General features: G+C 67.0%; 14 protein-coding genes and 1 tRNA gene. 7 read left to right on the top strand and 8 right to left on the bottom strand.

The window, feature by feature from the left end:
- The first annotated feature begins 15 nt into the window (after positions 1–15).
- Positions 16–564, top strand: coding sequence for an NUDIX domain-containing protein (locus tag C475_RS10095; protein WP_006883722.1), 549 nt, complete (start codon positions 16–18; stop codon positions 562–564).
- On the opposite strand, the gene C475_RS10090 is transcribed toward C475_RS10095, so the two are convergent.
- Positions 565–942, bottom strand: a complete 378-nt coding sequence (locus C475_RS10090) for a hypothetical protein (protein ID WP_006883721.1) — start codon at positions 940–942, stop codon at positions 565–567.
- A 71-nt stretch (positions 943–1013) separates the two neighbouring features.
- The gene (gene moaA, locus C475_RS10085; RefSeq protein ID WP_006883720.1) at positions 1014–2093 is read right to left on the bottom strand and encodes a GTP 3',8-cyclase MoaA; all 1080 of its coding nucleotides are present in this window, start codon (positions 2091–2093) and stop codon (positions 1014–1016) included.
- 128 nt (positions 2094–2221) lie between these two features.
- On the opposite strand from moaA, the gene C475_RS10080 reads away from it, so the two are divergent.
- A complete protein-coding gene (locus tag C475_RS10080) occupies positions 2222–3307 on the top strand; it encodes an ArsR/SmtB family transcription factor (RefSeq protein WP_006883719.1) in 1086 nt (361 codons plus the stop codon).
- A gap of 30 nt (positions 3308–3337) precedes the next feature.
- Here the strand turns inward: C475_RS10080 and C475_RS10075 are convergent, their stop codons facing one another.
- The 4 genes from C475_RS10075 to C475_RS10060 form a co-directional block, all read right to left on the bottom strand.
- The gene (locus C475_RS10075) at positions 3338–4096 is read right to left on the bottom strand and encodes an archaeal proteasome endopeptidase complex subunit alpha (RefSeq protein ID WP_006883718.1); all 759 of its coding nucleotides are present in this window, start codon (positions 4094–4096) and stop codon (positions 3338–3340) included.
- On the bottom strand, positions 4096–4818 hold the full coding sequence (locus C475_RS10070; protein WP_006883717.1) for an Ntn hydrolase family protein: 723 nt from the start codon (positions 4816–4818) through the stop codon (positions 4096–4098). The genes C475_RS10075 and C475_RS10070 overlap by 1 nt, the downstream gene beginning before the upstream one ends.
- Before the next feature lie 93 nt (positions 4819–4911).
- Entirely contained in the window at positions 4912–5724 is an 813-nt protein-coding gene (locus C475_RS23095) for a hypothetical protein (protein ID WP_152436380.1), read from the bottom strand.
- A gap of 32 nt (positions 5725–5756) precedes the next feature.
- Complete coding sequence (locus C475_RS10060) at positions 5757–7007, bottom strand: PKD domain-containing protein (protein ID WP_204366161.1); 1251 nt, start codon at positions 7005–7007, stop codon at positions 5757–5759.
- Positions 7008–7257: 250 nt separating this feature from the next.
- Between C475_RS10060 and C475_RS10055 the strand changes: the two genes are divergently transcribed.
- Positions 7258–8301, top strand: coding sequence for an Mrp/NBP35 family ATP-binding protein (locus C475_RS10055; RefSeq protein ID WP_006883714.1), 1044 nt, complete (start codon positions 7258–7260; stop codon positions 8299–8301).
- Between the two features lie 36 nt (positions 8302–8337).
- Here the strand turns inward: C475_RS10055 and C475_RS10050 are convergent, their stop codons facing one another.
- Positions 8338–10782 (bottom strand): DUF2298 domain-containing protein, encoded by a 2445-nt coding sequence (locus C475_RS10050; protein ID WP_006883713.1) that lies wholly within the window; start codon positions 10780–10782, stop codon positions 8338–8340.
- A gap of 177 nt (positions 10783–10959) precedes the next feature.
- Between C475_RS10050 and C475_RS10045 the strand changes: the two genes are divergently transcribed.
- The 3 genes from C475_RS10045 (at position 10960) to C475_RS10035 (ending at position 12367) form a co-directional block, all read left to right on the top strand.
- Positions 10960–11727, top strand: coding sequence for a glycosyltransferase (locus C475_RS10045; RefSeq protein WP_006883712.1), 768 nt, complete (start codon positions 10960–10962; stop codon positions 11725–11727).
- Positions 11720–12223: a GtrA family protein gene (locus tag C475_RS10040; RefSeq protein WP_006883711.1), complete on the top strand. Its 504-nt coding sequence runs from the start codon at positions 11720–11722 to the stop codon at positions 12221–12223. The genes C475_RS10045 and C475_RS10040 overlap by 8 nt, the downstream gene beginning before the upstream one ends.
- Positions 12224–12292: 69 nt before the next feature.
- A tRNA-Met gene (locus tag C475_RS10035) sits at positions 12293–12367 on the top strand.
- Positions 12368–12635: 268 nt separating this feature from the next.
- Here the strand turns inward: C475_RS10035 and C475_RS23840 are convergent.
- Positions 12636–12812: a hypothetical protein gene (locus tag C475_RS23840; RefSeq protein ID WP_161625183.1), complete on the bottom strand. Its 177-nt coding sequence runs from the start codon at positions 12810–12812 to the stop codon at positions 12636–12638.
- Positions 12813–13094: 282 nt separating this feature from the next.
- On the opposite strand from C475_RS23840, the gene C475_RS10030 reads away from it, so the two are divergent.
- Positions 13095–13540: M48 family metalloprotease (locus C475_RS10030; protein WP_006883710.1), on the top strand; the 446-nt coding region annotated here is incomplete at its 3' end.

Here is a 13540-nt window from a genome sequence, read left to right as displayed (position 1 = left end):
TACGATCCCGGAGCGATGACGAACTTCCAACCGGACTTCTGCGGCTACTGCGGACACGAGCTCCGCGACTCGGACCTGGCCCCCGGCGCGTCCGTCTGCGACGACTGCGAGCGGTACGTCTTCCACAGCCCGACGCCCGGCGCGAGCGTCACGGTAGTCGACCGCGACAGCGTCCTGCTCGTCCAGCGCGCGGTCGGCGAGACGGAGGGGCAATGGGGCACGCCCGCCGGACACGTCGACTGGGGGGAGAACCCCGACGCCGCGGCCGCGCGCGAGCTTGAAGAGGAGACCGGACTCGCCGTCGACCGCGACGACCTGACCTTGGTCGCCGGCCGCGGAACGTGGCCCGTCGAGGGCAAACACATGGTCGCCTTCGACTATGCCGTCCGCCGCGAGGACACCCGCGGCTCGCTGTCGGCAGGGAGTGACGCCAAGGTCGCCCGCTTCTGGACCGCCGAGGCGTGGGCCGAAGCCGACGAACGGATGCGCGCCGTCACCAAACGACGCTACGGGACGACCGACATGGGTGAGATCGCCGAGCGGACGCTGGCCGAGCTCGACTGATCAGACGACTGCGACCGTCGACGCGGTCACCGCGCCGGCGAGCGCGACCGCCGCGACCGTGATCTTCGCCGCGTACTCGTGGTCGGCCTTTCGGTGACTCGGGTCCGACACGGTTCCGGTCGCGCCGTCGCCGGACCCGAAGTCGTAGCGGTTCAGCAGGGCCAGGCGGACGCAGAAACTGGTGACCGCCTGGACTCCCCACTCGAACCCGACAGCGAACGGAACGAACACACCGATCAGAAGCTGCTCCGGTAGATAGCCTGCGACGACTGCACCGACGTAGCCGGCCGCGACGGCGAAGGCCGCGCCCGCGACGGCCAGACGGCGCTTGCGCTGACGTCGACCGATGTTACACGAAGCGGGCTGGTACGTGCTCACGACGGACCAACGGGACTCGCGCCATTCAGCGTTTTGCAGCCGGCAAACGCGAACCGCCCGCCGCTCGCCGCTCAGTCGTCCGTCTCCGCGGGCGTCTCGTCGACCGTCGGATAGGCGTCGTTGACCGGCGAGTCGTCGAGGTACTCCTCGTTGACAACCCACTCGCCGTCCTCTTTCACCATGTACTCGCCGTAGTAGGGGACGCGGTTCGCGACCGTCTCGCGGAACGTCTCGCGGATCTCCGCCCGAGTCATCTCGCCCATCGGCCGGAGGTCGTCGTTGCGATTGAGACACCCCTTCAGGTACCCTTCGTGCGTGACGCGCACGCGATGGCAGTTCGCACAGAACGTCGGGTTCTCGACGGGGTCGACGATCTCGACCATCCCGGCCCGCGATTCGTCGACCGCGCCGTCGTCGCCGAGGAGGTCGTCGCCGCCGCCGTCGCTATCCTCGGGCGTGACCCAGTAGCGCCGCCGATCGTGCATCTCGCGGCGCTCGACCTGGTCGGCCTCTTCGGCGAGCCAGTCGTGGACGCGCTGAATGTCGATCGCCCACTCGGGGTGGCCCGCGATCTCCGGCATGTACTCGATGAGCTGCAGGCGCAGCCCCTCGTTTTCGGCGACGTGCTCGACCATCTCCGGGACGTAGCCTGCGGTCTGCTCGAATACCACCATATTGAGCTTCACCGGCGCGAGCCCGGCGTCGAGCGCCGCGTCGACGCCGTCCATCACCGCGTCGTAGGCGCCGGCCTGGGTCACCTGCTTGAACGTCTCCCGATCGAGGGCGTCCTGAGAGATGTTGACCCGTTCGAGCCCGGCGTCGACCAGGTCCTCGGCCCGACCGGGCAGCATCGTCCCGTTCGTGGTGAGCGAGGTCTCCATCATCTCGGGCGTGCGGGCGACGATCTCCTCCAAGTCGTCGCGCAGGAGCGGCTCGCCGCCCGTGAACTTCACCGAGTCGACGCCGAACTCGGCGACGACCTCCAGGAAGCGGACCACGTCGTCGGTGGTCATCTCGTGCTCGCGGGGCGCCATCGGGCCGCGGGTGTCCCCCAGCCCCTCGTTGTGGCAGTAGACGCAGTCGAAGTTGCACCGGTCGGTGAGCGAGACGCGCACGCCCGACACCTCCCGACCGAACTCGTCCGCGAGCATACCGGCTCTTTCGGCCCGGCGGTAATAAGACCGGTGCCCGTTGCAAGGTTTCCGCACAGACGACCAGTTCGGTGCAGGGATCGCCTCCGACGACAGGTTGAAACCGCCGTGCCACGCAGTTGCGTGTCATGACCCACGGTCGACAGGGCGGGGACGGAGCGTCGGACCCCGAGTCCGCGGGCGGTGGCGCGAGCGACCCCGAGGACCCCGACGCACCGACGCCGAGCGATGCCTTCGGCGCGCTTGGCGGGGAGACCCGCCTGGCCGTCGTCCGCGCGCTCGACACGGAATCGCCGCGCGCGTTCTCAGACCTCGCCGAGGCCACCGATGCGGACACCACTGCCGGGTTCGCCTACCACCTCCGCCGGCTCACCGAGCGGTTCGTCCGCCAGCGCGAGGACGAACGCTACGAGCTGACCGACGCCGGCCGGTCGGTCGCCCGGGCGGTCGCCGCCGGCACCTACACCGCCAGCGTCGACCGCGACCCGGTCGAGTTGGACGAGCCGTGTCCGCTCTGTGACGGCGACGGGCTCGTCGCCGCCGTGGCGGACAACGTCACCGAGGTCGGTTGCGGGGACTGCGGCGGGACGGTCCTCCGACTCTCGCTCCCCCCGGGCGGCTACGCCGCCCGCGATTCCGACGAGTTCGCTGACGCCGTCGACGCCCACCACCGTCGCCGTATCGAGTCGTTCGACGACGGCGTCTGCCCGGAGTGTACCGCGACGGTGTCGGCCCGGATCGAGCCCGCCGAGGACGAGGCCGACCACGGCGCGTCCCACCGAGACGACGAGTACGTCCCGGTCCAGACGGTCTACGAGTGCGAGACCTGCGGCGCGGACCTGCGCTGTCCGGTCGCGCTGACCCTGCTCGACCACCCCGCGGTCGTCGCGTTCTATCACGACCACGACCGCGACGTGCGCGACCGCCCCATCTGGAACGTCGGCAGCGAGTGGCGCGAACGAGCCGTCTCCCGCGACCCGTGGTGTATCGTCGTCAGCGTCCGCCTCGACGGCGAGGTCCTCGTGTGCTACGTCGCCGGCGACGGCCGCGTCGTCGACCACCGTCGGGAGTCCCGGGAGGAACCGAGCGCGAGAGCCGACGCGGACGACAGCGCCACCGGCACGCACACTGACGACTCGACCGCGGTATCGACGGACGACGCTGAAACCGTCCGCGCGAACGACACCGCGGAGTCGGGCCCGGCGGAGTCCTGACGATACCCTATCGGCGCGGACTCGCTCGCGTCACGATGCCCCGCCGAGTCCGGCGTCGGCGAGCGCGGTCGCCCGCCGGTCGCGGTCGAACGCGTCGAAACCGTCCCCGTCCAGCACGGCCACGTCGATCTCCGCCGCGGTCGGTGCCTCGTCGGCATCCGCGCCCAGCGCAGTGAGTGCGAGCGAGACGGCTGCCCCGGTGTCCAGCCCGGTCGAGTACTCAGTTTCCAGGTGGCCGCGGATAGCGTCGCTCCCGCGGCCGACCGCGGTCGCGCGCCACTCGGTCGGCGTCCCCGATGGGTCGATCTCGTAGAGCCGTGGGTCGGCGTCGGCAGTCCCACCAGCCGACCGGAACGCCTCCGGAACGCCACCAACCAGCAGTGCGGCCCCGAACGGCCGCGTCCCACCGGTCTGCGTGGACTCCTGGATCCGGTCGGCGACGGCCTTCGCGAGCGGTTCGACGCCCGGGGCTTCGCCGTAGCGCAGTCGCTCGCGCTGGGCGAACTGCCGCCCGAAGTCGACCAGCCGGCGTGCGTCGGCGACGTGCCCCGCCGTCGCGACTCCGAGTCTCCCGTCCAGGTCGTGGACCTTCTCGATGCTGTCGGCCTCCATCAGCGGCGACCGCGGCCGAGCGTGGGCGGCGAACACCACTACGTCGTCGGCTACGACCCCCACCGCGGGACTCCCGCGCTGGACCGCCTCGCGGGCGTACTCGACCTGGTACAGACGACCGTCCGGCGAGAACACCGTCACCCCGCGGTCGTAGGCTTGCTGGTCGTTCGACTGCATCAGGCCACCTCCTCCCCCGCGCTGTCGCAGCCCGGCGCGTCTCGCCCGTCGCCGATCCCCTCGATTTCGACCCCTTCGTCGGTGATCGTCGCGACGGTCACGCCGTTGCCGCTGGCGGTGTCGCGCTCGCTCGCCGCTTCGACCGCAGCGACGGCCGCCTCGGTCGCCTCGTCGAGCGTCGCTCCGGGATCGAACCGCCGTTCGAGCACGCCGTAGGCGACCTGCATCCCGCTCCCGCCCGCCGCGTAGTCGGTCGCCATCACGCTCCCGCCGCCGTCGAGTTCGTAGACGTGCCCGCCCTCGGCGTCGACACCGCCGAGGATCGGCGCGACCGGAAGCCCGGCCACGAGATGCCCCGCGGTCTGGGAGAGCGCCCGCATGCTCATCGGGCCCTCCCGGCGAGACTCGTAGAGACTCGTTTCGGCCCGTATCGACCGGATCAGGTTCTGCGCGGGCCCGACCGACCCCGAGATCGCCAGCGCCGCAGTGGGGTGGACCTGCGAAATTTTCTCGGCGTTCTTGTTCGTCGTGAATCGGCCGCCGAGACTCGCCCGTTGGTCGGCCGCCATCACCACACCGCCGTCGGTGGCGATCGCGACGATCGTCGTGCCCGTGTCGAACGTGGGTGCGTCGTCGTCGGTCTGTGCGACTTTCGAGAGGGCGTCGTGCGACAGTTCGTGGAGTCGGTCGTCGTCCGCGGGACCGAAGTCGGGTAGCGTCATCGCCAGGGTGTCAGGGCGGGGCAGGAATATATGTTAGCTAAAAAATAATTTAGTAGCACGCTGGGAACGGGTGATTGTTGCACTTCTATAAAATCAGTCGGCTGTCGCGTTGTGGAGCGTTTGATTTCCTGTCCGCATATCCATATTGTACACGAACTCTATCTCGTCAGCGGTCATGTTTCTCTCAGTCTTCCAGTACTCTTCAGTGAATTCTACAGCGTTGATCTGGCCAGTGTAGTACTCTCGTGCGAGCGAGGTATTGACGATGAGAGTCTTTGGCCGAGCACCGGTGTTGTTCACTTCGGCAATTCGAAGCCTGTCCGTTATTTTCCCATCAATTCTTTCCATATCGTGGTGAGCAACAGCCTGTGCAAATCCGCTGGTGACTAGCGTGTTTATCTCTCTAGCTCTTCTGGCATCATTCTCTGATTCAGATGTTAAATTCAAAACTACAATTAGGGAATTCCCTTCAGCAACTTTCCAAGCACGAAGTCTAATTGGAGTTGCTGCATCAACTTCTGCCTCCCCAAGGACTGCGCCTACAAATTGACCGTACTTCTCATTTGCAAATGGGTCAGATGCAGGAGTCGGCGTAGGTACAACAGTTACAGGGGCTGTTGTTGTTTCAGCAGATGTTGGCAAAGGTTCCGGAGTTAAAGTGGCTGAAGGTGTTAATGTTGGCTCCATAGTCGTCACCGGGGCCCCAGTTGAAGTTATAGCGGGGTCTCGCGTCTCAACTTTTGAAGTTTCTGTATATTGGACAAAGGTATGATCCGGTGTTGTCGTTGGAGTCTCGAATCCAGTACCACTCGGATTATTAATGAAAAGTCCGGTCCCAGAGATCGTTAGAAATAGAACCACAAATAAAAGGACTGAACCTAGCAGTAGCGACGTAACTGTACTCAAGCCTCGTGTCTTCTCACGAAAGTCAATAATGGTTAGAAACCTCCGTTATTTTGGCCTGGAGGCACTCGACCCGTTCTTGTATTTGAGTCCCCTGTATTGGTTTCATTCTGGTCGGTGGATGACGAGCCGCCTCTTTCGTCTTGTATCCTGTCCATCACTCTCTCGGGAATATCTCTCGAATTTTCACTCTCCGTGTTTGAGTTTGAACCATCTGTCGTATTTTTTGTATTTTTAGAACCAGTACCATCTCCAGACCCAAACTCATTTCCGCCAGTGCCGTCCCCTTGATCTTCCCTGTTTTGCTTTATGTTCACCTCAGCATCCGGGTTAATATTCACAGATTCTACCCCTAACGCCTCTTTGTACGCTTCCTGACTGTCGAATTTCGCGACGCCGTCGACGGAGTCGAACGATACGCCGTCGTGGCTCTGCGCGAACTCCTCGTCCAGTTCCACCCCGGCCCATTCGGTCGAGCCGTCGTTGTCGGCGTCGGAGACGACGATGCCGTCACTGTCCAGGGTCATGCGGTCGTTGTCGCAGTACCGGTCGTCGTTGCGGGTGTAGCGCGAACACGCCGTTCCACTGTCGCTGCCGACGCTCCCGTTACTCGATTCGCTATCGGCGGAGGAAGTTCCGATACCGGAACCGACGCCGACCGATCCGCCGCCGACCGATCCGCCGCCAGAGGTGTCCGGTTCGGTGACGGTCACCCGTTGTGTCGCCGTGCGCTCCCGGCCGAGTCGGTCGACCGCGGTCGCGCTGAGCGTGACAGTCCCGTCGGATCTGAACGCGTGGAGGCGGTCGACGGACGCGGTCTCGCCGGTGAGCGTCGTCCGGTTCAGCCGCCGCCCGTCCGCGCGCCAGACCACGGCCGCCAGGTCGTTCGCCCCGGCCGAAACCGACGCCGAGTACGCGCTGACCTGCCCCTCGACCACGCTGTCCGGCCCCGAAATCGTCACCGTCGGACCGTTCGACGGCTCGACGTTGATCCGTAGCGTGTCCGTGCTGGTCGCGCCATCCTCGTCGGTCACCGTGACCGTCGCGTTGTAGGTGCCCGTCTCGCGCGGGACGAACCGCGTCCGCCCGCACGTCGGACACGACGGGATCGTATACCCGCCTCCGGGTCGCTCGACTAGCCAGTCGTACTCGTCGACCTCGCCGTCGGGATCGCGCGACCCCGTCGCGTCGAGAAACACCGTCACGTTGGCGCTGACGTTCCGGTCGAGCCCCGCGTCCGCCAGCGGCGACTCGTTGCCTCCATCGTCGGGACCGCCCGCGCCCACCGCGTTCGCGATCGGGACACCGGCGAGCGTCGCGCTGACCATCAGCACCGCGCTCACCGCGACTGTCGGAACCCCCGCCCCCCAGCGTGTCATCCTGTCGTGACGATATTCTGCCTCTTCCCCATAAAAATGTTCGTGATACTGATCGATGACGTGGTAGTTTCGTGCAAGCTACGAGAGGGAGGGATCGGACGGAGTCGGTCGAGGGGGGCTCCACAACCCTTTTCGCCGGGACCACCGGAGACGGAGTATGGACGAAGACGACGTACTCGGCCTGCTCGGCACGGTCGAGGACCCGGATCTCGGCGACGACATCGTCTCGCTCGGGCTGGTCAACTCGGTCGAGGTGGACGACGAGGCAGTCCGCGTCTCGCTGGCGCTGGGCGCGCCTTACTCCCCGACGGAGACCGACATCGCGGGGGCTGTCCGTGAGGCACTGTCGGACCTGAACCTGCGGGTCGAACTCGACGCCGAGGTCGACAGCGGGCTCGTCGCCGAGGGGTCGGTCCTGCCGGGCGTCGAGAACGTCATCGCCGTGGCGTCGGGGAAGGGCGGCGTCGGCAAGAGCACGATCGCCGTGAACCTCGCGGCGGGACTGGCACAGCTCGGCGCCCGCGTGGGGCTGTTCGACGCCGACGTGTACGGGCCGAACGTCCCGCGGATGCTGGCCGCTGACCAGCAACCGCAGGCGACGCCCGAGGAGACGCTCGTGCCGCCCGAGCGGTACGGCATGAAGCTGATGAGCATGGACTTCCTCGTCGGCGAGGACGACCCCGTTATCTGGCGCGGCCCGATGGTCCACAAGGTACTCACCCAGCTCTGGGAGGACGTCGAGTGGGGCAGCCTCGACTACATGGTCGTCGACCTCCCACCGGGGACCGGCGACACGCAGCTCACGCTGCTCCAGAGCGTCCCCGTCACCGGCGCCGTCATCGTCACGACGCCCCAGGAGGTCGCCATCGACGACGCCCGTAAGGGGTTGGAGATGTTCGGCGAACACGAGACGCCGGTGCTGGGGATCGTCGAGAACATGAGCTCGTTCAGATGTCCGGACTGCGGCGGCGAACACGCTATCTTCGGCGAGGGCGGCGGCGAAGCGTTCGCCGAAGAGGCGCGGATGCCGTTCCTCGGCGATATCCCGCTGGACCCGGCCGTCCGCGAGGGCGGGGACGCCGGCGAACCGATGGTACTCGACGAGGACAGTGAGACGGGCGAGGCGCTCAGGTCGTTCGTCGAGAAGGCGGCGAACAATCAGGGGGTCGTCCACCGACGGCGCCACGCCGACTCGCACTGATCGGCGAGGCGGGTCGGATTCGGCGCCTCTGGGGTATCAACCGCCCTGTCCGGTGTACTCGAGCGCCTGTCGGTCGACCCGGTAGACGGTCGCGCCGTCCCACTGCTTCTCGACGGTGACGCCGGCCATCGACTCGAAGACGGCCAGGTCGTCGCTCGTGTAGGCCGACCGCTCGTTCGACCCGACGTAGACGTACTCGACCTGGTACACGTCGAGGTAGTAGGCCCGCTGTTCCGGGCTCCCGGTGTAGATGGTGTTCACGTCGTCGACGCGGGTGCGATAGGACTCCCCGCCGCGATACCCGACCTCGTGGGCCCAGCCGGCCAGCGTCGGGACGCCGGTCAGACTCGATATCGGATTGGTCCAGCGGTACATGTCCTGGCCCGGGGCCGACGCGATGTTGGGCTGGCCCTCGACGTCCTCGAACCAGCGGATTGCGGCGTACTCCTCGGGGTGGGTCTCGTTGATGTAGGTGAAGCCGTCGAGCGTGGGGTCGTCGGGGTGGTTGTACCGGCTGAAGTAGCCGTCGCCGGCGAAGTGGCCGCCGAGGGCCAGGGCACCGTACAGCGAGGTGGAGACGATCAGAACCACCGCGAGCGCGCGGAAGACCGACGCCCACCGCTCGCCCGACAGCGCCAGTCCCGGCGAGTGGTTCTCGACGAGGTGGGCGAGGATCGCGCCGGCGGCGACCGACCAGAGGATCCACACGTCTGCGTAGGTCTTGAACACGGTGTTCATTCGGCCCGGTCCGGCCTGTTCCTGGACGTAGACGAACTCGACGAGGACGACGATGCCCGCGCCGGCGACGATCAGGAGCGTCTCGAAGCCGACCACGTCGCGGAGCCGTGCCGGGATCCCCGCGTCGGTTCCGGAAGCGGTTTCGGGCGGCGTTTCGCCGGTGGCGGCCTCGGTCGGAGCCCCGCCGTCGGTGGCCACCTTGCGGGCGGTGCCGGCGGCCCGTGCGGTCGCCCGGTGGACCACGTCGGCCTGCGTTCGGAGGAGGATCCAGGCGACGACGATCATCGGGCCGAAGATCCCGAGCGCGGCCGCCGAGCCGCCGAGCCAGGCGACCACCACGGTGATCCCGAGCATGAGGAGTGCTTCGGCGACGTGCTGGGGGTCGACCTCCGCGAAGGAGTTCCGGGCCAGGTGAACCGCGAACAGCACCACGAACGCGCCGTGGGCGAACAGGAGGCCGCCGAGCGAGCTCCGGTCGGGGAGGAAAGCGATCGAGCGGCCGCTGGCGGTGCCGAGCCAGAACGGCAGCGACCAGACGAGCCCGAGGGCGACGACGGCGACCGCACCGCCGAGCGCGACGCCGTGACGGGCGAGTTCGCGCTGCCAGTTCTCTCGTCGGGGGACGCGGTCGGCGACCGAGCCGGGCAACAGCGTCACCGGGTCCGCGGGCGAGAGCGCGAGGGCGAGGAAGGTCAGCCCGCCGGCGGTCGGGAACGACCACGTGTTGACGACGGCGAGCATGCCCGCGAGCGGCGGCACGACGGCGAGTACGAGCAGCCGACGGCGGGTCACGTCGGTCTCGGGCGTGCGGTAGTAGCTAAAGAGCAGCGCCGCGGTGAGCAGGACGAACGGCGTCGACATCATGTGAGCGTGCAGGTCGCCGTTGAGCCAGGCGAACAGCGGGAACTCGTTGATCGTCCCCTCGATGACGCGACTCGCGTCCCAGTAGCGAAAGTCCGTCAGTCCGCCCGCGCCGACCCGTCCCAGGCCCGTCCCGAACAGCCCGGCGAAAAAGGAGGCGATCCCGTCGGGGAGCAGCCAGGCGACGAAGTAGACCGGCGTCGAGATGTTGCTCGCGAACCCGGCGAAGAAGGCGGCGAACGCACCGGCGCGGACCCGCGAGACGCCGCGACTCGCGGCGATCGAGCCGGCGAGCCCGTAGGCAGCGGTGACGAGCATGCCGTAGAAGCCGGCGAGCGCGAGGTTGTACGCGAAGCGGGCCTCGGTGCCGGTGATCTTCGTCAGCAGGGCGGTTATCAGGTGGCCGCCGTAGTAGTACTGGACCGGGCGGCCGGCGAACCACATGTCCTCCGGCGGGAGCGCGTCGGCGCGCAACAGCGACTGCAGCATGCCGAAGTCGAGGAACTTCTCGCCGAGGAAGGGATGGACGCCGGCGTCGACGGCGCGGACGGCGATCATGAACAGGAACGCGACGGTGAACACGGCGGCGGCCTCCGCGTAGCGGCGGCGGTCGAACAGCGGGGCGCCCTCCGTCTCGTTGGCGCGGTAGAGCGCGGCGCCGGCGGCGGCCGCGAGGGCGGCGAGCCCGACGAGCAAGCCGACGGTCAGCGAGACGTGACCGAGGAGGTATGCGACGACCCAGAGGACGGCCAGGGCCGTCGGGAGCGCGACGCCCGCGCCGCGGTCGGCGAGCCGGGGGAACAGGGCGGCCGCGAGCGGCATCCCCACCGCCATGAAGGCGAGGTAGGCCACGAGCCACCAGATGACCAGACCGTACTCCATTACCAGTGTGGCCGTCTCCGGACCCTATACCTCTTATGGACCACCCGGGGTCCGGGGAACGGCCGCCGACACGGGTCGTCGGGGTCGGTGACCGCGGCCGGCGGACGCTCGACTGCGGCCGTCAAGATGTCGGTCGTTCCGAACGGTTTTTACTCGCCGCGGTGGTCACGGCAGACAATGAGCGCGTCCGTCGGTCTCGTGGTCCCCGCCTTCCGTCCCGACGTGGACCGACTCACGGAGTACGTTCGCTCGCTCGACGAGGCGCTCGCTCCCGACGCGATCCGGATCGAATTGGACGACGCCGACGACCGGGTGGCCGCCGCCCTCTCGGACCTGCCGGCGACCGTCCACCTCTCGCCGTACCGCCGGGGCAAAGGCGCCGCCGTTACCGCCGGGTTCGAGGCGCTCGACACCGACGTGCTCGGGTTCGTCGACGCCGACGGCTCCACCGCGCCCGCCGAGTTCGCCGACGTGCTCGCCGCGATCACCGACGGCGGCGCCGACGTGGCCGTCGGCTCCCGCCGCCACCCCGACTCGACGATCACCAGCCACCAGACGTTCGCCCGTCGCTTCCTCGGCGACGGCTTCGCCTGGCTCGCCCGCCGGATGTTGGACGCCGACCTCTACGACTACCAGTGCGGTGCGAAGGCGATCACCGCCGAGTCGTGGGCGGCCGTCCGACAGCACCTCTACGAGCCGGGCTTCGCCTGGGACGTGGAACTGGTCGCGATGGCCGGCGCGCTGGAGCTGGACGTGGCCGAGGTGCCGATCACCTGGGAGGATATGCCCGGATCGACCGTTTCACCGGTCCGCACGTCCGTTCGGCTCGCCGGCGCGTTGCTCTCCTCGCGCCACCGCGCGAAACAGATCCGCGACAGCCGCGTCCACAACGCCATCGCGGCGACCCGCGAGGAGCCGACCGCACTGGTGGACAAACATGACTGACGGCGAGCGGTCGGCGCGAGCGAGCGAGGGCGGCGTGGAAGGCGGAGACGACTCCCGGCTCGACGCCCTGCTCTCGGGCGTGCGGTTCGGCAAGTTCGTCTCCGTCGGCGCGGTCGGTGCGGTCGCCGACAACGCGATGCTCGTCCTGTTGGGCCTCGGCTTCGGCGTCCCGGAACTGCTCGCCAAGGCGGTGGGGATCGAGACGGCGATCCTGGTGATGTTCACGGTCAACGAGCACTGGACGTTCGCCGACGAAGGGGCGCCGGGAGCGAGGGCGTTCCTGCGTCGGCTAGGGAAGTCCCACCTCGTCCGTTCGGGCGGCTCGCTCATTCAGTTCGCCATCTACTGGTTCCTGACCCAGCGACTGGACGTGACTGTCGTCGTCTCCGAGACGGACCTGTGGTTCCTGCTCGCGAGCCCGCTCGCCATCGGAGTCGCGATGTTCGTCAACTACGTCTTCGAGAGCCTGTTCACCTGGCAGGTCCACGAGACGTGACCACGGGACTAATTCACGGACGGCGAGCGAATCACAACCCTTAATGGGTGGTCGCCGGTATAAACTGATAGCGGGATGGGATAGCCAGGAGATTCCGGCGGGCTCATAACCCGCAGATCGGTAGTTCAAATCTACCTCCCGCTATTTTCGAGGAAACAACGCGAACGAGGAGCGTAGCGACGAGTGAGCCGTTTCCTCGAAAATAGGCCGAGGAGATTTGAACCCTGGCAGTCGCGCGCAGTGAACCTAGTGAGCGAGCACGTCTGCCTCCGGTTCAGATCTACCTCCCGCTATGATTCTGCCGCGAACCACACGGCGAGTACCGCGAAGCGTGTGCTCGCCATCGAGAGCGACAATCGTACTCGAATAGATCCGAACGATATCACCGAGCGGGACATCTCATCGGTGGGGCTCACGTTTCGCGTGTCGCAGCGAGTTTCATCAGGAACAGTCCCAACAGAACCGCGGTCCATCCGAGCCACTCGACGGGGTTGTCGGGGAATTGAGGCCCTGTCAGGTCGAACTCGGCGGTCAGGGCAACGCCAGCGAGAGCCAAAGCGACTCCGGGTATCATCAGCTTGCGGTTCATAGCTCAGCGTCTCGTCACTTCCAGATGTGAGTTTTGGCTTTTCGTCTGGCAGAAATTTCGAGCAATAGATATTTAGACGGCCGTCGGCCGACAGCAACTTTCCGCGGCGCGTCGTCCCCTTCAGAGGAGAGCGTTCGGCCGTCGGAAATTGCGTTCGAACGCCCGTAGAACGCGTCTACTAGTTACCAATCAGGAATCTCACACGTGTCTCGAGGGGAACTTCACGGTCGACCGACGACAAGCGGAGGGTTCTTGAGTCGTCGGGACGGGAACACGTCACGTATGCGTCACCCGAATCTCACCGCGCGGATGGCGGTCGTGGGATCGATACTGTTCGCGCTCTACGCCGTCGCCGCGGTCGTGGCGATGGGCGCGTTCTCGGTCCCGTTGTGGCTGGTCCTGGTCGGCAGCGTCCTGTTCGTGGGCGTCCAGTACAAGGTCGGCAAGTGGGCCGCGATCCGGAGCGTCGGGGCCGAAGACATGCCCGAGGAGCAGTACCCGGAGATCCACCGGCAAGTCGAGGCGCTCTCCGAGGAGATGGGCATCGACAAACCCCGGCTCATGATCGCGCGGATGGGGGTACCCAACGCCTTCGCAGTCGGGCGGAAAGGGGCCGGGACGGTCGTCGTCTCGCGGGAGCTGCTCGCGACGCTCGACGCCGGCGAGGTCGAGGGCGTCCTCGCCCACGAACTGGCTCACATCGCCAACCGCGACGTGGTGATGATGGT

The organism is Halosimplex carlsbadense 2-9-1 (genome assembly GCF_000337455.1).
In the GTDB taxonomy this organism is placed as follows: Archaea; Halobacteriota; Halobacteria; order Halobacteriales; family Haloarculaceae; genus Halosimplex; species Halosimplex carlsbadense.
This window is presented reverse-complemented; position numbering and strand designations above follow the sequence as displayed.

Coding starts and splice junctions, on each gene's coding strand:
- C475_RS10095 (WP_006883722.1), top strand. CDS start 16: ATGACGAACTTCCAACCGGACTTCTGCGGCTACTGCGGACACGAGCTC.
- moaA (WP_006883720.1), bottom strand. CDS start 2,093: ATGCTCGCGGACGAGTTCGGTCGGGAGGTGTCGGGCGTGCGCGTCTCG.
- C475_RS10080 (WP_006883719.1), top strand. CDS start 2,222: ATGACCCACGGTCGACAGGGCGGGGACGGAGCGTCGGACCCCGAGTCC.
- C475_RS10075 (WP_006883718.1), bottom strand. CDS start 4,096: ATGCAGTCGAACGACCAGCAAGCCTACGACCGCGGGGTGACGGTGTTC.
- C475_RS10070 (WP_006883717.1), bottom strand. CDS start 4,818: ATGACGCTACCCGACTTCGGTCCCGCGGACGACGACCGACTCCACGAA.
- C475_RS10055 (WP_006883714.1), top strand. CDS start 7,258: ATGGACGAAGACGACGTACTCGGCCTGCTCGGCACGGTCGAGGACCCG.
- C475_RS10050 (WP_006883713.1), bottom strand. CDS start 10,782: ATGGAGTACGGTCTGGTCATCTGGTGGCTCGTGGCCTACCTCGCCTTC.
- C475_RS10045 (WP_006883712.1), top strand. CDS start 10,960: ATGAGCGCGTCCGTCGGTCTCGTGGTCCCCGCCTTCCGTCCCGACGTG.
- C475_RS10040 (WP_006883711.1), top strand. CDS start 11,720: ATGACTGACGGCGAGCGGTCGGCGCGAGCGAGCGAGGGCGGCGTGGAA.
- C475_RS23840 (WP_161625183.1), bottom strand. CDS start 12,812: ATGAACCGCAAGCTGATGATACCCGGAGTCGCTTTGGCTCTCGCTGGC.